The sequence below is a fragment of the Mesorhizobium sp. B2-4-1 genome (assembly GCF_006442185.1).
Lineage (GTDB): Bacteria > Pseudomonadota > Alphaproteobacteria > Rhizobiales > Rhizobiaceae > Mesorhizobium.
Genome location: NZ_VFVN01000014.1, coordinates 77,725 through 95,443, shown reverse-complemented (window position 1 = coordinate 95,443; position 17,719 = coordinate 77,725). Strand labels below are relative to the sequence as shown.

At 62.0% G+C, this 17,719-nt stretch carries 13 protein-coding genes; 7 read left to right on the top strand and 6 right to left on the bottom strand.

Annotated elements, in window-relative coordinates:
• Nucleotides 1–6: 6 nt before the first annotated feature.
• Nucleotides 7–1,020 carry a BMP family protein gene (locus FJ949_RS27030; RefSeq protein WP_140500718.1) on the bottom strand — a complete coding sequence of 338 codons (1,014 nt, stop codon included), beginning with the start codon at nucleotides 1,018–1,020 and terminating at the stop codon, nucleotides 7–9.
• A gap of 15 nt (nucleotides 1,021–1,035) precedes the next feature.
• Nucleotides 1,036–2,817, bottom strand: coding sequence for an adenine deaminase (locus FJ949_RS27025; RefSeq protein WP_140500717.1), 1,782 nt, complete (start codon nucleotides 2,815–2,817; stop codon nucleotides 1,036–1,038).
• Nucleotides 2,818–2,977: 160 nt separating this feature from the next.
• Between FJ949_RS27025 and FJ949_RS27020 the strand changes: the two genes are divergently transcribed.
• Both FJ949_RS27020 and ade read left to right on the top strand, forming a co-directional pair.
• A complete protein-coding gene (locus tag FJ949_RS27020; RefSeq protein ID WP_140500716.1) occupies nucleotides 2,978–3,952 on the top strand; it encodes a LysR family transcriptional regulator in 975 nt (324 codons plus the stop codon).
• Nucleotides 3,949–5,748, top strand: a complete 1,800-nt coding sequence (gene ade / locus FJ949_RS27015; protein WP_140500715.1) for an adenine deaminase — start codon at nucleotides 3,949–3,951, stop codon at nucleotides 5,746–5,748. The genes FJ949_RS27020 and ade overlap by 4 nt, the downstream gene beginning before the upstream one ends.
• Before the next feature lie 81 nt (nucleotides 5,749–5,829).
• On the opposite strand, the gene FJ949_RS27010 is transcribed toward ade, so the two are convergent.
• The 4 genes from FJ949_RS27010 to FJ949_RS26995 form a co-directional block, all read right to left on the bottom strand.
• Nucleotides 5,830–6,546, bottom strand: a complete 717-nt coding sequence (locus FJ949_RS27010) for a GntR family transcriptional regulator (RefSeq protein ID WP_140500714.1) — start codon at nucleotides 6,544–6,546, stop codon at nucleotides 5,830–5,832.
• A 156-nt stretch (nucleotides 6,547–6,702) separates the two neighbouring features.
• The gene (locus FJ949_RS27005; protein ID WP_140500713.1) at nucleotides 6,703–8,178 is read right to left on the bottom strand and encodes an amidohydrolase family protein; all 1,476 of its coding nucleotides are present in this window, start codon (nucleotides 8,176–8,178) and stop codon (nucleotides 6,703–6,705) included.
• Nucleotides 8,168–9,364: an amidohydrolase gene (locus FJ949_RS27000; protein ID WP_140500712.1), complete on the bottom strand. Its 1,197-nt coding sequence runs from the start codon at nucleotides 9,362–9,364 to the stop codon at nucleotides 8,168–8,170. The genes FJ949_RS27005 and FJ949_RS27000 overlap by 11 nt, the downstream gene beginning before the upstream one ends.
• A gap of 33 nt (nucleotides 9,365–9,397) precedes the next feature.
• Nucleotides 9,398–10,768 (bottom strand): amidohydrolase family protein, encoded by a 1,371-nt coding sequence (locus FJ949_RS26995; protein WP_140500711.1) that lies wholly within the window; start codon nucleotides 10,766–10,768, stop codon nucleotides 9,398–9,400.
• Between the two features lie 159 nt (nucleotides 10,769–10,927).
• On the opposite strand from FJ949_RS26995, the gene FJ949_RS26990 reads away from it, so the two are divergent.
• From FJ949_RS26990 to FJ949_RS26970, 5 genes are all read left to right on the top strand, one after another.
• Nucleotides 10,928–12,499 (top strand): ABC transporter substrate-binding protein, encoded by a 1,572-nt coding sequence (locus tag FJ949_RS26990; RefSeq protein WP_140500710.1) that lies wholly within the window; start codon nucleotides 10,928–10,930, stop codon nucleotides 12,497–12,499.
• Between the two features lie 160 nt (nucleotides 12,500–12,659).
• A complete protein-coding gene (locus FJ949_RS26985) occupies nucleotides 12,660–13,625 on the top strand; it encodes an ABC transporter permease (protein ID WP_140500709.1) in 966 nt (321 codons plus the stop codon).
• Entirely contained in the window at nucleotides 13,625–14,524 is a 900-nt protein-coding gene (locus FJ949_RS26980; protein WP_140500708.1) for an ABC transporter permease, read from the top strand. The genes FJ949_RS26985 and FJ949_RS26980 overlap by 1 nt, the downstream gene beginning before the upstream one ends.
• Nucleotides 14,524–16,248 carry an ABC transporter ATP-binding protein gene (locus FJ949_RS26975; RefSeq protein ID WP_140500707.1) on the top strand — a complete coding sequence of 575 codons (1,725 nt, stop codon included), beginning with the start codon at nucleotides 14,524–14,526 and terminating at the stop codon, nucleotides 16,246–16,248. Before FJ949_RS26980 ends, FJ949_RS26975 begins: the two co-directional genes overlap by 1 nt.
• Nucleotides 16,248–17,690, top strand: a complete 1,443-nt coding sequence (locus FJ949_RS26970; RefSeq protein WP_140500706.1) for an amidohydrolase family protein — start codon at nucleotides 16,248–16,250, stop codon at nucleotides 17,688–17,690. Before FJ949_RS26975 ends, FJ949_RS26970 begins: the two co-directional genes overlap by 1 nt.
• Nucleotides 17,691–17,719 lie beyond the last annotated feature (29 nt).

The following is a 17,719-nucleotide window of genomic DNA, read 5'->3' as shown; positions in this document are numbered from 1 at the left end:
CCGGCGTCAGTCCGATTTCGGCTCGTTCACATTGAGCTCGATTTTCTTCTTGCCGCCTTGGATGGCCTTGGCCGTTTCAGCCGCAAGCGCCTTTACGTCATCGGGCATTTTGGCTTCCCAGGCAGGATTGAGGATGAGGTCGCCCGAACCCTGCTGCCAGCTGAACCACCTTGGTTCCTTCGGCGCGTCGAATTTGGCGTTCATGGTCTTTGCCTTCCACCATTCATCGATGATCCAATTAATGTGCGGATCCCATTTGACGATGGTGGAGGCGACGATCGACTTCGGCGCCACTTTCGACATGTCCACATAATTGCCGAAGCAGCCTATGCCGCGCTCCTCACAAACCTCGAAGGCGCCCGACATCTGGTAGATCATGTCCGCGCCGGCGGCGATCTGCGCCGAGGTCGCCTCGTTCGATTTAGCCGGATCGAACCAGGACTGGATGAAGGTGATCTTCTGTTTCACCTTTGGGTTCGCTTCCTTGGCGCCGGTGAAGAAGGCATTGATCTGATCGTTGGTATCTTCGGCCGGGAAGGTGGAGATGGCGCCGATGACATTCGACTTCGTGAGTTTGCCGGCCAGTTGCCCCATCACGTAGGCAGGCTCGTGCGCGTGGACGAATATCCAATAGGCATTGCCGCCGAGTCCGCGATTGCCCGAACCGCTCATGACGAACATCGTATCGGGGAATTCGTCCTTCAGCTTCTCGATCGCATCTGCATAGGCGGTGTCGCCGAACAAGATGTCGTAGTCGCCGGTCTCAGCATAGGTGCGGAACACCTGCTCGGCATTGTCGTAAACGTTCTCGGTATAATTGACCTCGATGTCGAGGCCGTGGGGCTTGGCGGCGATGATCCGGTCCATGGAACTCACGAAGGATGATTCCCACGGTGCTTCCTTGCCCGCCGAAAGAATGCCGGCGATCCTGAGCTTGGTCGGCTCTTCGGCTTGTACGCGGCCGCCCCACAGCCACGTCGCGGCCACGAGCGAAACAGCGACAACAAGGTTTTTCAGCATGGTTCCCTCCCTTTCCTAGCGTTCCCAGTCATGAAGCCGGCTTAACGGATCGACCACCGTCAGGTTTATGCAATCGATCAGGCCGAGATCGGTTATCGCGAAATCGGGAATCGCGGTGATCTGCAGCACGAACATGTACATGAAAGGCCATGGCAGCCTACAGCCGAGCGCGCGCGCGGCCGCGTCGAGCTCCTGCTCTTTCTTCGCCATCTCTGGAGGATCAATGTCCGATACGATTCCGCCGATCGGCAGGGGCAGGAATGACACGATCCGACCGCCGTCCGCCACCGCCTGGCCGCCATTGTTCTCGATAATGTGGTTGATTGCCAACGACATGTCGTGGGGATTGGTGCCCACACAAACGATGTTGTTATCATCAGGCGCCGTCGAAGTGGCGAGTGCGCCGGAGCGCAGTCCGAAGCCTGAAGCGAACGCGACCGGCCGATGGGAAGTGCGGCCGTAGCGTTCGACGACGGTGAGATACTGCACGTCCTGTGATGGATCCGCGTCTATATAGCCGTCGCGGACCGGGAGCACGACATCACGTCGCGTGCGTACGAATATTCTCTCGGGCGTAACGGCGATCGCCAGCACGGCCGCCTTGTCGCCCGCTCCGGGCGCGCGCACCAATAGGTCTTTCTGTGAAACCGGCGCTACCTTGAATGTGTTGGTGACAACGGCGCTGCGGGCAGGCGGCGCAAGATCGTCCACGAGCTTGCCGTCGCGAGCGGCCAGCTTGCCTTTCGCGATGACACCTGAGACATGGAAGTCCGCGATATCCTTGACCAGCAGGATATCGGCGGCGAGCCCGGGCGAGATCGAGCCGACCTTCTGGCCGATGCGCAGCGCCTCGGCGCCGTTGATGGTCGCCATCTGGATGGCGGTGAGCGGCGGAACTCCCATCGCGACCGCCATGCGGATCATGTTGTCGAGGTGGCCGCGGGCCAGGATATCCGAGGCGACCACGTCATCGGTGCAGAAGCTGACCCGGCTCGTCGCGGCTATTCCCATCTCGGTGACCATCCGCAGGTTCTCTTCGAGAAAATGGGAGATCGAAGATTCGCGAATGACGACATGCATGCCTTTGCGCAGCTTCTCCAGCATCTCGTCCGCAGTGTAGCTCTCGTGGTCGGAGCGCACTCCGGCCTGCAGGTAGCTGTTCAATCGATTGCCGCGACACATCGGCGAGCAGCCGAGGATCGGCAGACGGCTCTTTTCGGCGATCTCGACCGCCTGCAGAACGTGCTCATCCATCGTGTCGACGAACTCGCGCACCGTCTCCCATATGCCGACGCATTCCGGCCAGGAATGGGTGGCGCGGTGATCGTCCGGTCCGAAATAATAGCCGACGTTGGAGCGAGGCAGTGTGTAGGGCGTCTTGCATGGTGCGCCCCAGAAGATCTTGAGAGGGGTTGCCTTGGCCTCGTCGAGGAATTCGCGGGCGCCTTCCAGGCCGGACACCACGAGGATCTGGTCCAGGCCCGACACAATCGAAGTGGTGCCGAGCGGCACCACCGCCTTGGCGAAGCTAGTTACCGACATCTTGGAACATTCAACGTGGAGGTGGCCGTCTATCAGGCCAGGGCAGAGGAAATAACCAGTAGCATCGATCATCTCGGTCTCGGGGCCGCGGTACTCCGAGACGTCTCCGACAGCGACGATGCGATCCTTGTAGACGGCGACGTCGGCCGGATAGATCTCACCCGAAGCGACGTTGACTAGTGTGCCGCCGGTGACGATGAGAGTCGATTTATGCTCGGCGCGACCAGCACGGATGAATTCGCGTATGTCGGACAAATTCATCTCCGCTCGTGTGGCCTCGCTCGGGCTTGGGACCAAGCTTGTCTGCGCCAAAAATCCCACCTTGCGCGCTCTGATCCTGTCGTATTAGGGTCGTCCATGCAAATGGCAGTTTCTGGCTAGTTCTGGACGCACCGTTCAAATTCTTGGACGATCGATGGATTTTGAAGCGATCGATTATTTTATCAAAGTGGCGGAGGCGCAGTCGCTCTCGCACGCCGCGAAACTGTATGGACTGCCCAAGTCCAGCCTCAGTCACAAAGTGCGCGCGTTAGAGGATTCGCTCGGTGTCGCACTGTTTGTGCGCGACGGTCGGGAATTGCATTTGAGCGATGCCGGGGCCGAGTTCCTCGACCATGCGCAACGCATCAAGGAAAGTTGCGAAGGAGCCAAGGCGGCGATCGCCGAGGCGGGCCACGATATCGCCGGCACGCTGACGATCGGCTCGACCGGCGAGTTCGGCACTTCCTTCACCTCGGAACTGCTGTTCGCCTTCCGTCAACAGTATCCGCAGGTGAATGTCGACGTGATCTTCCTTTCGCTCGGCTATTTCCTGGCGCCCGAAAAGCACCAGCCTTTCGACGGCATATTCCATTGGGGCGAGCCGGCGAACTCAGACTACATCGCTCGCAAGCTCGGGGAGGCTTCCTTCTGTCTCTACGCCAGCCCGCGCTACATTGAGCAATTCGGGGAACCGTCGACGCCCGCAGACTTGGCGGGCCATGGGGCCGTCGCCTTCCGCCGCCCGAGCGGCGTGCAATCCTGGCACCTCGAGCGCGGCGCGGAAACGGTCGACTTCATGCCGACCGCGCAGTGCATGGCGAACGACTACTGGATGCTGAAATACTTCGCCGTAGCCGGCGAGGGTATCGTCTATCTGCCAGCCTTCTTCACCGAGATCGAGTGCAAGAACGGCGATCTGGTGCCGGTGCTCCCGCAATGGCGCTCGCCACTGGTTCCAATCAATCTGCTCTACATGCGACGCCGGTATGTGTCGCGTAAGTTCGCCGCTTTCCTTGATTTCTGCCTGGACTATTACCGCCAGCGCGCCGCTTACAGTTCGCCAAGATATTGCGTCGAGGTCGTGCGGCCCTTTGCGGGCGCGCGCGCCGGGGGAGAAAACAACAGATGATCCAGAGCTGGTTCGAATGCGCGCCGCAGTTGGTTGATGTCGCTATGGGACGCACGCCGGCCGACATGGTGGTCCGGAACGTGCGCTGGGTGAATGTCCATTCGGGCGAGATCATCCCCGCGACGGACATTGCCATCGCGGTCGGCCGCTTCGCCTTCGTCGGCCCGAATGCCGACCATGCCGTGGGCCCCGAGACGCAGATTATCGACGGAGAGGGCCGCTACGCGCTGCCGGGGCTGTGCGATGCGCATATGCATGTCGAGAGCGGCATGGTTACCGTTACCGAGTTCGCGCGTGCGGTCATCCCGCATGGCACCACCTCGATGTTCATCGACCCGCACGAGATCGCCAACGTCCTAGGCATGCCGGGCGTCAAGCTGATGCACGACGAGGCTGCCGGACTGCCGATCAATGTGTTCGTGCAAATGCCGAGCTGCGTGCCGAGCGCTCCGGGCCTCGAGAACGCGGGTGCCAGCCTCGGTCCCGCCGACGTGCGTGAGGCGATGTCGTGGCCGAACATCGTCGGCCTCGGCGAGATGATGAACTTTCCTGGGGTGGTCGCCGGAAATGGCGACATGCTGGCCGAGATCGCTGCCACTCAGGCGGCAGGCAAGACGGTGGGCGGCCACTATGCCTCGAAGGATCTCGGTCTGCCCTTCCATGCCTATGTCGCCGCCGGTCCGTCCGACGATCACGAAGGCACCAGCCTGGCCGACTGCGTTGCGCGGGTGCGCCAGGGCATGCGTGCCATGTTACGGCTTGGCTCCGCCTGGTACGACGTCGCCGCGCAGATCAAGGCGCTGACCGAGCTCAGCCTGGACTCGCGCAATTTCGTGCTGTGTACCGACGACAGCCATTCCGGCACACTAGTCGATGACGGCCATATGAACCGCGTTGTGCGCCATGCCATCGCCCAGGGATTAAAGCCGATCACCGCGATTCAGATGGCCACCCTGAATACTGCTCAGCATTTCGGCATGGAGCGTGAGCTTGGCTCGATAACGCCCGGGCGGCGCGCCGACCTGGTTTTGACCTCCGATCTCACCGAACTCCCGGTCGAAACCGTCATCGCACGCGGCTGTGTGGTGTCGAACGACGGCAAGCTCGTCGCCGACATCACGCCCTACGACTATCCCGCCTCGACCAAGAACACGGTTCGCTTGGGCAAGAAGCTCTCAGCGGCGGACTTCGACATCGTGGCGCCCGAGGGTGCGAACCAGGTCATGGCGCGGGTCATCGGCGTGCTCGAGAACCAGGCACCGACCCGTGCCCTGGAGGCTTCGCTCGGCGTCTTGAATGGTATCGTTCAGATGGATCGGACCGGTGACGTCTGCCAGATCGCGCTGGTGGAACGGCATCACGGCACGGGAAAGGTCATCAACGCGTTTGTTTCCGGCTTCGGTTACGACAAACCATGCGCCATCGCCAGCACCGTCGCCCATGACAGTCATCACATGATCGTGGTGGGTACCAACAAGGACGACATGACGCTGGCGGCGAATCGGCTGGGACAGGTCGGCGGCGGCGTCGTGCTGTTCAGCGAAGGACGCGAACTTGCGCTTGTCAGGCTGCCGATCGCCGGACTGATGTCTGACCAGCGCGCCGAGATCGTGGCAGAAGAAGCCAATGGCCTGATCGCGGCGATGCTTGCCTGCGGATGCGCCCTCAATAATGCCTATATGCAGCACTCTCTGCTGGCGCTTGTCGTCATCCCGGAATTGCGCATCTCCGACATCGGACTGATCGATGTGTTGAAGTTCCAGCCGACCGAAGTGCTGGTCGCCACGACCGCATGAGGAGGCGGATTTAACCTGACATCACCTTCGTCCTGATTATTTTCGGGTCACTCCTCGTCTCTTCGGCATTCATCCAATAAATCATAGCCCTTCCTCCCGCGCATAGGCAGCAAGAAGGTCCGGAAAGTCATTTTCGGGTTTCGCTTTCAGCAGCGCACGTGTGGTGATTGCATCAATATGATGGTCCATCAAGGCAGCAGCCTTGTTCCGGTCGGCCGCGGCCAGGGCGGCAATGATCTCGTGATGCTCGGATACGGCGCAGTCGGACGAATGCGGCCGTCCGTAGAGCGACAGGATGAGCGATGAACGCGAAACGAGTTCCGTGACATAGCGCAGCAACAGTTCGTTTCCGGTCAGCGAGGCAAGCAGCACATGAAATTCGCCGGCCAACTGAATCGACGACGCGGCATTGTTGGCTTTGGCCATTTCTTCCGCGTCGACATGAGCTTCGAGCTGTTTGATCTTTTGCGGCGTCAGCTTGCCGATCAGCGTGTCGACCACCAGCGCTTCAAGCGCCCGCCTCACCTCGAATATATTGTGGCCTTCCTCCAGGCTCGGCTGCGCGACGCAGGCGCCCTTGTGCGGGCGCAATTCGACCAGGCCTTCGCCGTTCAGTCTTGCCAGCGCCTGCCTGACAATGGTGCGGCTGACGCCCAGCCGCTCGCCGATCGAATCCTCAGGCAGCTTTGTTCCCGCGGTCAGCGCCTGGTCGAGTATGACGCGCTTCAACGTGCGATAGACCGCGTCGGACTTGGATACGGCGGATTTCGGATTTTTATTGCGAATGTTGATTGTCATGACCGATCCTGAAAATTCATATCCAAGCACACAAGAAGAAAAGCATCCGCAAAGCCGGAGTTTAGAGATGCAAACGGCCCGGCGTCGAGGGCCAATGCCGTCGGCTCGCGTGCCATCAAGGTTTATTCCAATCGTTGTGTGTCGTTTCTGGAGCCCTCATGCCATGAACATCCGATAGCTGGGAGGGAAAATCTCGGCGACCGTCGGATGTCGCCAGGTGCGTTGCGGATAACGCTGGACAAGCCGTTCGAACTGGGCCTGTGCGCGCTGGTGGGCTGCATCGAGATCGAAACCCGGAATGGTTCGGGCGCTCATCACGGTGCGCCCGTCAATGATGACCGTGTGCACATCGCGTCCGCCTGCGGACGTCGTCAGGCAGGCGATCGGATCGAGGACCTGTCCCAGATGGTTGCCGGACAGGTCGAACACGACGATGTCGGCGGCTGCTCCCGCCTGCAGACGTCCCAGGTCCGACCGGCCGAGCGCGTCGGCGCCGCCAATCGTGGCCGCGTCATAGAGATCGGCTGATTTCGGCGTCTCCAGATTGCCCGCCATGACGCGGCCGAGCATCAGGCCGACCTGCATGTTCTGCACCATGTCGGGTGGCCAGGTGTCTGTGCCCATGCCGATGCGCAGACCCTGGCCGCGAAGGCGGGCGAAATTGTCGAGCGCCGCGCCATGCCGCGCCATCACCAGCGGGCAATGCACCAATGTGGCACCCGAACCGGCGATGATTTCGAGATCATCGCCGTCGGCGTGGGTGCCATGCGGCAACAACGCTCTTTCGCTGAGAAAGCGGATGTCCTGGAGCCAGCGGGCGGATGTCGTGCCGAACCGGCGACGCACTGTCTCGATCTCGAATGAAGACTGGCAGCAATGCAGACGGACCGGCACGCCGAGGTCTCGCGCGGCATTGGCGGTCCTGCGCAACAGGTCGGCGGTCCAGAACTCGACACGGTCCGGTGCAAGCATGGTTCGCACCAATCCGCCGAAGCGTCCTTCGTGCTCCAGGCAAAAGGCAACGGCATCGTCCAGACCCTCCGCGCCGCGCTCTTCGTCCACCTCGACGACGATGCCGCCATCCACCTCGATGACGGAATGGCCGGCGCGAAAGGCAGGCCCGAGATAGACGCGAAGGCCCAACTCTGCGGCGCTTTCGGCGGCGGATGCGAATTCGTCCGATGTCTCGTTCCATGCACGATAAAACAGCGATGCGATCAGCAATGCAGTAGTGATGCCGTTGCGGATGAGTTGCGCGAAGGCATAGTGTTTTTGAAACGCCAGCTCCTCGCGCGCCAGCATTTCGACCGGCCCGGCTTCCACATAGTCGCGCGGCCAGACGCGGCCCTTCTTCCAGCCGGGTTGATGATCGAGGCCGAGCACGCCCGTATCCAGGTCCGAAAGCGCATCCAGATCGATGAAACCCGGGCCGATCAGCGCCCTGCCATGATCGATCCGCCGCTTTACAGGCCCGCCGTAGCGATGGCCGACTAAGACGATCCTGCCGTTCTCATGGACGACCTCGCCATTCTCCAGAAGGACATGGCGCCCGTCCCGGTGGCCGACAACCCATCGCGCGGTGAGCAGGACAGGTCCGTCGTCACGCTGGTTCGTCCGACGACTATGCGACATCGGGCAGATCTCCGGCCAGCGCACCGTCACGCACGAGCACGCGGCCGCCGCGGATGACCGTGCGCTTCCGTGGGGTCAGGGCCACGGCTTCCGCCAGGGTCCGCGCGCAAACCAGCACGACATCGCCGTGGCAACCGGGCGAAAGCCCATAATCCGTCAGGCCGATACCTTGCGCGCCGCCAAAGGTGCAAACGCGCGCCGTCTCTTCCAGATCGGCATCGTTGGTCATGCCGTTGCGCTGCGCAAGATATTTGGCCCGCTCCAGCATGTCGCCATTGCCCCATGGCTCCCAGGTGCCCTGGATGCCGTCGGAACCGGATGCCACGACGAGGCCGGACTGGCGCATCATGCGCAGCGGAACCGCCGGCGCGGATGGGCTGCCGACCGTCATGACGGCGATGTCTTCAGCCGCCAGCGCGTCGATCAACGTGTGCTGCCTATGCGTGTCCAGCATGCCGAGACAATAGGCATGGCTCACCATGACGCGGCCCTGAAGGGAGAGCGCCTTGGTCCGTTCGACGATCAGCTCAAGGCAGAAGGCGCCCAATTCTCCCGGTTCGTGCAGATGAATGTCGACCGGCTTGCCGTATCGATCCGCGAGCGCGAAGATTGCGTCCAGGTGGCGAACCGGATCCCGCTCGATCGTTGCCGGGTCGATGCCGCCGACAATATCGGCCCCCGCCTTCAATGCGTCCTCCATCAGCGCCTGCGTGCCTTCGCGTCCCAGCATGCCGCTTTGCGGGAAGGCGACGACCTGCACGTCGACCAATCCCTTGAAGGCTTCGCGCGTTGCAACGACACCCTCGATGTTGGTAATGCCGATTTCCGTATCCACATCGACATGGCTGCGGATATGCGTCACGCCGAAAGCCAGCGTCTGCACGATCTGACGCGCCGATTGCCTGCGCGCATCGATGCCGAGTTCCCGCTTGGCCTTCCTGTCGGCCAGGATCCTGTCGTTGCGCGTGGGTCCCACACGGTTCTGAAACCAGTCCATGCCGACAAGCGTCTTATCGAGATGCGTGTGCGCCTCGACCAGGCCGGGCAGGGCAACCTGTCCAAGCCCGTCGATTTCATGCGCCGCTTTCCCGCTGGTTGCGTGCGCGAACCGACCGTCGCGAATGTAGAGGTCCGTGACAGCGCCGCCCAAGGGCCTGACATTGCGAATGAGAAGGTCTTCGGTCATCTGGGTCTCCCTGTTTGCGCCCCGGAACTCGGCCTATGCCAGCCCGGCGCGTTTCATCATCAGATGGAAGGCTCCTTCGGCGCGATCCAGAATGGCGTCTTCATCGTGATCGACGAGGCGGCGTCCGCGCATGAGGACACGCCCGTCGACGATCGTCGTGTCAACATCCGCGCCGTTGGCGAAGCGTGCCAGCCGCTGCGCGGGGTGTGCCGGCGGCCACAGATGCGGCTGGCGCATGTTGACCAGGATGATGTCGGCGCGCTTGCCCGGGTCCAGCGAGCCGATTTCGTTCTCCATCGACAGGGCACGCGCGCCCTCGATGGTCGCCATCTCCAGCAATTGCATCGGCGGCAGGACCGCATCGTTCCTGAAGTGCCGGGCATGATAGCGGTGCGCCTGGAACATGTTGCGGAACATGTCGAAAGAGCGGTCGGGCGCCGCCGCGTCGGTGCCGAGCGACAGGGTGACACCCCTTTCCATCAGTTCCGTCGCCGGACAACGGCCCGAGACCGACATCAGAGCACTTGGATTATGCGCCACCTTGGCGTGGCTGCGTTTCAGCGCGGCGATGTCTGCCTCGGTCAGTTCGATGCAGTGCGCCAGCAGCGAATGCTCGTCGAACAGATCGAGCCGTTCCGCATTGGCGGCGATGGAACCGTCGCGATGGCCATCCTGGATGAACAGCACGTTTTTTGCGCGAGCAAGGTCGCGAGCATTGCGGGACAGATTGTATACCGTTTGTTCGTCAAGTTCGCGCCGAGTGAACACCGGGAGAGAGACCGCAATCCGCACCCGGCCATCGCGACCAGCCCAATCATCGATGATTTCCGCGCACACTGCCAACTGGGTTTCCGGCGAAATGGTGATTTCGACAGACGGAACGTATGCGTGGTCCCGATAGACATGGGACGAGGTCGGCCGGTTCGGCCCGACGGCGAGTATCTCGCGCACTCCCATTTCGGCGATGGCGGCAAGATGTGCCCGTGCTGCCCCCGGCGCCTCGGTGCGCATGATGTCCGGCCCGCCGCCAAACAGCAGGGCAGCGGTGGTCGTTCCGCATTTTATGCGCTCAAGGGCCGACAATGTGGCCTCGGCTGCCCAGAATTCCGTATCCGACGCCTCTGCATAGATACGCCCCGCGATAGTCATCCAGGCTTCGGAATCGTCTCCCAGGCCTTTGGTCAGCATGTGACCCGCATGCGCGTGCGTGTCGACGAGACCCGGCATGACAACCATTCCCGAAGCATCGATGCGCGCCACCTTCTGATCTGTGGCGGGGGCCGCGCCGTCGCCGGCGGTGACGATCCGGCCATCCTCCACCAGGACATGACCCCTCGAGAAAATCCGGCGCCCCGCATCCATGGTGACGATGACACCGTTTTCTATCAGCAAGGCCTGGGTCATTCGGAATCCCTTTTCGGAACGGTCACTTGAGCGGTTTTGCACATGAGAAACGAAATCGAACATGCCTGCCTTGATATTGTGCACAATGTGTGTACGATATCAATGGGGATAAATGGTATCCAATATATCGGAAACTTCGTATACAAATGGGAGAAGAGAATGAGAAAATGCGTTAGGGTCCTGCTCGCCGGACTTGCGATGGTGATGTCGGTGACAGCGCCTTCGCTTGCACAGACACTGCGCTGGTCATCGGCCGGCGACGTCATTTCGTACGATCCGAATGCCCAGGTCGACAGTTTTACCCAGAGCGTCCAGAACATGGTGTTCGACGGGCTGGTGCGCCGCAACAAGGAAATGGCTATCGAGCCTGCGCTTGCGACCTCCTGGGAGATCGTCTCGCCGACGCGCTGGCGCTTCAAGCTGCGGCAGGGCGTCAAGTTCCACGAAGGTCAACCCTTCAATGCCGATGATGTCGTCGCCACCATCCAACGTCAGATCGATCCCGGCGCGCGCAACCGAGAAAACCTCTCCGCCGTAACCGGCGTCGAGAAGGTTGACGACTACACGGTCGACCTGATCCTGCGCGGACCCTATCCGCTGCTCCTGAACGATCTCGTCGCCATCTACATGATGAGCAAGCCATGGATGGAGGAGCACAATGCCCTCAAGCCCGGCAATGCCTCGACGGGGGTCGTCACCTACGCCAGCAATCATGCCAATGGCACCGGCGCGTTCAAGCTGGTCAGCTACGAGCCGGACTCGCGCTCGGTCTTCGCCGTCAACAAGGAATGGTGGGACAAGCCGCAGCACAATCTGACGGGGGTGGAATTCCGCCCGATCGCTTCGAACGCCACGCGCGTCGCGGCGCTGCTTTCGGGCGAACTCGACATGATCGCGCCGGTTCCGTTGCAGGACATCGACCGGGTCGCCAACACCGCCGGCCTGAAGGTTGTCGAGAACCCGTCGCTGCGCGAGATCTTTCTCGGCTTCAGCTTCCGGCCGGAGCTTCATGCAGCGCCCGGCAAGCCCAATCCGCTGCTGAACGTGAAAGTGCGCCAGGCGCTTTGGCACGCGGTCGACCTGAACACGATCCAGAAGCGTTTGATGCGCGGAAAGTCGCGCACCTCCGGCACACTGGTCGCGCCACAGGTCACCGGCTACGATCAGTCGATCGACGTAGCGCTGGACTATGATGTCGCGAAGGCGAAATCCATGCTGGCGGAAGCCGGCTATCCCGACGGCTTCAAGGTTGGACTGGCCTGTTCCAACGACCGCTACATCGCCGACGAACAGATCTGCCTGGCAATCGCGTCGATGTGGGCCAAGATCGGCGTCGAGGCCGACGTGCACGTCGAAAGCAAGACGACCTATTTCCCTCGAATGGATAAGGGCGATCTCGATATCTATATGCTCGGATGGGCCTCGCTACCGCCGATGGATGGCTACAGCGTGCTGCAAGCCTTGCTGGCGACCAATGACGGCAATTATGGCGGCAGCAACCCCAACGGGCTTTCCAACGCCAAGATCGACGAATTGGCCCGTTCGGCATCGACCGAACTCGACGAGGCCAAGCGGGTGGATATGCTGAAGGCGGCCTTCAAGATCACGCATGATGAGGCCCTCTATCTGCCGCTGCACCAGCAGCCGGTCGCCTGGGCGATGAGCGACAAGGTCGACATGCCGCAATTCCCCGACGAGTATGTGCGTCCCTGGTTCGCGCATATGAACTAGGAAAATGCGCCGGTAAGGCGTGCCCGCGCTTGCGAGGGAGCTTTCGCGGACACGCCTGACTCGGTTGGAGCGCCTGCTATCCGTGGTGGATCGCGAACTGCTCCAGCGGTGGCGCAAGCCCCGCCTGTCTCGATCCGCGCTTCTTGAAAGGTTTTTCCTGATGATCCGGATTCTATCGGTGCGGCTGTTGCAGGCCATCCTCGTGATGGTTGCCGTAACCGCCATCGCCTTCATCATGTTCCGTTTCGTCGGCGATCCGGTCGCCACGATGGTGCGCGAAGGCGCGAGCCAGGCTGAGAAGGATGCCTTGCGCGTCGCTCTCGGACTCGACAGGCCACTTTTCGTACAGTTCCTCGAATTCGTCGGGCGCGCGCTTCATGGCGACCTCGGCACCAGCTTTCGCTACCAGGAGCCTGTCGTCAGCCTGCTGTTGACCAGGCTTCCCGCAACGCTGGAACTGGTCGTGGTCGCGACCCTCCTGTCGCTGTTCATCGGCATCCCGACGGGGGTTCTCTGCGCCCTGAAGCCGAACGGCTTTCTGTCGCGGCTGATCCAGTCGCTGACCCTCGTCGGGATATCCATGCCGACATTCGTCACCGGCCTGCTGCTCATCCTGATCTTCGCCGTCAGTCTGCGCTGGCTGCCGTCCTCGGGGCGTGGCGAGCTTGTCGATCTCGGCTTCTGGAAGACAGGCTTCCTGACGGCCTCCGGCCTCAAATCGCTGATCCTGCCTTCGATCACACTGGCGCTGTTCCAGTTGACGCTGATCATGCGCCTCGTGCGCTCCGAGATGATCGACGTGCTCTCTTCGGACTATGTCCGCTTCGCCTTCGCGCGCGGTCTGCCCCGCCGCTACATCTACGGCCGTCTGGCGCTGCGCAATGCCTTGATGCCGGTCGTGACCGTCACCGGGCTGCAGATCGGACAACTCATCGCCTTCGCCATTGTCACGGAAACCGTCTTTCAGTGGCCGGGCATGGGGCTGCTTTTCACCAACGCCGTCGGCTATCCGGACATCCCCGTCCTCGCGGCCTATCTGCTGTTCGTCGGCTTCCTGTTCGTCGTGATCAACATGGTCGTCGACATGCTCTACGCATTGATCGATCCGCGGCTGAGGACAAAATGATGGCAACGCAGGTGTCTCTGTCGCGCAGGCTTCCTCCCATCTCGGTCATGATCGCTGGCTTGATTCTGGTGACCATGCTGATGCTGGTGATCTTCGCTCCGTTGATCGCACCCATCGATCCGCGCGATGTCTCCTCATATTCGCTGATCGACATGGAAATCCCGCCCGTGTTCATGGACGGTGGCGATCCGCGCTTCCTGCTGGGCACCGACAATCAGGGACGCGATCTGGTCTCGGTCATCCTCTTCGGCCTGCGCATATCGATGCTGATCGGCGCCGGGGCGGTATTGTTGGCCGCTGCCATAGGCGTCACGCTGGGATCGATAGCCGGCTATTTCGGCGGTATCATCGACAGCATCGTGATGCGGATCGCCGATGTTCTGGTGAGCTTTCCGACGATCCTCGTCGCGCTTCTGATCAGCGGCATAGCCCGCGCGCAATTGAGCGCCGATACGGTCTCGAACTGGGCACCGGTCATCCTGATCTTCGCGATCGCCGTCAACGAATGGGTGCAATATGCCCGCACCGTGCGGGCCTCCAGCATGGTGGAAATTTCCCGCGACTATGTACGAGCCGCCAAGGTCATCGGTCTTCCCTCCCGCCGCATCATGATGCGGCACATCCTGCCCAACGTGATGAGCTCCGTCATGGTGATCGCCACCATCAATCTGGCGGGCGCGATCTTGACGGAGGCGACCCTCTCGTTCCTCGGCGCCGGCATGCCGGCCACTTATCCCTCGCTCGGCACGCTGATCCGCATCGGCAACGAGTTCCTGTTCTCTGGCCTGTGGTGGATCGCCGTTATGCCCGCCGTCGTGCTGGTCGTCCTGGTTCTGGCAGTCAACATAATCGGCGATTACCTGCGCGATCGCTTCAACCCCAAACTGATGGCGAACTGATGAAAAACACAACGCCACACGCACTCGACATCAGGAATCTGCGGGTCGAATATCCGCTTGCCAACGGCAGCATTCTCGCTGCCGTCGACGACATCGACCTGACGATCCGGCCCGGCGAGATACATGCGCTGGTGGGAGAATCCGGTGCGGGAAAAACCACCGTCGGCAATGCGCTGATGGGTTTGTTGCAGGCTCCCGGCAGGATTGCTTCCGGCACCATCACCATAGCGGGCAAGCCGATCGACATCCGAACCGGTCGCACCAAGGGGATCATTCCAGGCCGTGACGTCGGCGCGATCTTTCAGGATCCGATGACAAGCCTGAACCCGCTTTTCACCGTGGAAAGCCAGTTGTGCGAAGGCATGCTGGCGCATCTGAAGATCGGGCGCCGCGAAGCCAGGGCCCGCGCGCTCGAATTGATGAGAGCCGTCGGCATTCCCGAGCCGGAACGCCGGCTGGGCAACTATCCGCATCAATTGTCGGGCGGCCAACGCCAGCGTGTCGTCATCGCCACCGCACTTGCCTGCGACCCAAGGCTGATCGTCGCCGACGAGCCGACGACGGCGCTCGACGTGTCGGTGCAAGCGCAAATCCTCAAGTTGATCCGCGAACTTGCCGATGATCGCCGCGTCGGCGTCCTGCTGGTTACCCACAATATGGGCGTGGTTGCGGAAATTGCCGACCGGGTCACGATCATGCAGAACGGTTGCGTGGTCGAGAGTGGATTGACACGCGATGTGCTGACGGCGCCCAAGGCGCCTTACGCGCGCACGCTGATCGCCGCCGTTCCGCCGATCGACATTCGCCTTGACCGTCTGCCGGTCCCAAGCGAGGAAACGAAGACGACACTGGAGGCGCGCGAAGCCGTGCGCTCCAAGAACACCGGCACCGCTGCGGGGCGCAACGGCGAAGCCGCGCTGACTGTACGCAATCTTTGCGTGGAATACGGCCAGCGCTCGTTCATCCCGGGCCGCAAGGCATCGGTCTTCAAGGCCGTGAAGGACGTCTCCTTCGAGGTGCGCCGCGGCGAAATCTTCGGGCTTGTCGGCGAGTCCGGTTGCGGCAAGACCACGGTCGCCAACACCATTGCCGGTCTCGTGACGCAGAGTTCGGGAACCATAGAGTTTCAGGGCACGGCATTGGCCGCCCGTCGCGACAAGACCGTGCGCCAGTCACTCCAGATGGTGTTCCAGGACCCGTATTCGGCCCTCAATCCAAGGCTGCGGATCAATTCGGCGATCGCGGAGCCAATCCTGTTCTACAAGCTTGCCTCCAGCGCAGCGGAAGCGCGGCTGGACGCTGAGACATTGCTCGAGGCGGTGGGCCTGCCGGCGCAGGCCGGCTCTCGGTTCGCCCATGCCTTTTCAGGCGGCCAGCGCCAGCGCATCGCGATTGCGAGGGCGCTCGGCCCCCGGCCATCGCTGCTGATCTGCGACGAGCCGACCTCGGCGCTCGACGTGTCGGTGCAGGCGCAAATTCTCAACCTGTTGAAGGACCTACGAGATCTTGCCGGGCTGTCGATGCTGTTCATCAGCCACGACCTCGCGGTGATACGGCAGATGTGCGACCGGGTCGCCGTGATGAAAGGCGGCGAGATCGTCGAACTCGCGGATACCGAAACATTGTTCTCCGCGCCCACTCACGAATACACGCGCGAACTCCTGCGCCTCGCGCCTTCGCTCGACCGCATCCTTTGCAGCGAAAAAAGAGAAGCGAGCCTGTGATGGCAGACATTCTGATCAGAAACGGCACCGTCATCGCTGTCGATCCCGATCGGCGGATCATTCCCGATGGCGCCGTAGCCATCGAGGGAGACCGCATCGTGGCCGTCGGCGCTTCGCAAGACGTGGCGCGGGACCATCCGGCGCGCGAGACGATCGACGCCCGCGGCATGGCCGTCATGCCAGGCTTCGTCGACAGCCACGCCCATGCCGGGCACGGGCTGATCAAGACGATGGGCGGCGGCCGCAGCGACCTCTGGTACAGGGCATGCCAAGGTGCCTATACGGTGGGTTCGACGCCGGAATTCTGGCATGCGGAGGCGCAGCTTGCCGCGCTGGAACGCCTGCGTTTCGGCGTGACGACCGGCGTGTCCTTGCTGGGCGGCGGCGATTCGGTCATGCGCACCGACGATCCGGCCTATGGCAACGCCCATATGGAAGGCGTGCTTGGCATCGGCACGCGCTCAGTGGTCGCCGTCGGCACCACGCGCCCGCCGCACCCCCTGACTTATGCACGTTGGAAGGGCGCCAGCCGTACCGATTATCCGGTGTCGTTCGACCAGCAGCTTGCCACCTCGCAAAAGCTGGCCGACCGCTGGCACGGCACCCACGAGGATCGTCTGCATCTCGCCCTGCTGACGCCGACCATGCATCAGGAACATCTCGATGGTCCCGGGGCAGGGGACGCCATCGCGCAATCGCGCAAGGTCAGGCAGATCGCCGAACAGCGCGGCCTGATCTTCACCCAGGATGGTCATACCAAGGGCAGCGTGAAGATCGCCGGGGAGATCGGCATTCTGGGGCCGCGCACACTGCTGTCGCATGCGACCGCCCTGACTGACGAAGAAATAGCGATCTGCGCCGAAACCGGCACGAGCATCGTGCACAATCCGAGCGCCGTGGCCGCCATTCTCGCGCGCTGCCCGGTCACGGAACTTCTCGACGCTGGCGTCGTGGTGGCCATCGGCTCCGATGCGACCGCGCCGGACCGCTCCGCGGACATGTTCCGTCACATGCAGCAATGCATGCACTATCATCGCACTCATTTCCACGATCCGAGCTGGCTTCCGCCGGGCAAGGCCCTGGAGATGTGCACCATCGACGGCGCGCGTGTCCTGGGCCTCGACCATCAGGTCGGATCGCTGGAGCCCGGCAAGAAGGCCGACGTCATTCTTGTCGACCTGCGGCGCCCGCATCTCTACCCGGCCAACATGCCGGAATTCCGTGTCACCTATTTTGCCAACGGCAACGACGTCCACACCGTGCTGGTCGGCGGACGCGTGCTGTTGCGCGACCGCAAGCCGGTTCATGTCGATCAGGATGCCGTGCTCGATGCTGCGCAACGGGAGACGGAACTGATGATTGAGCGGCTGGGCTTGCGCGATCTGCTCAGGACCCCGGACCGGTTCTGGCGGCACAGCCGCGACACGGATCTGATCGAATAGGCTTCAATATCGAGACAGGCCACCGGTGA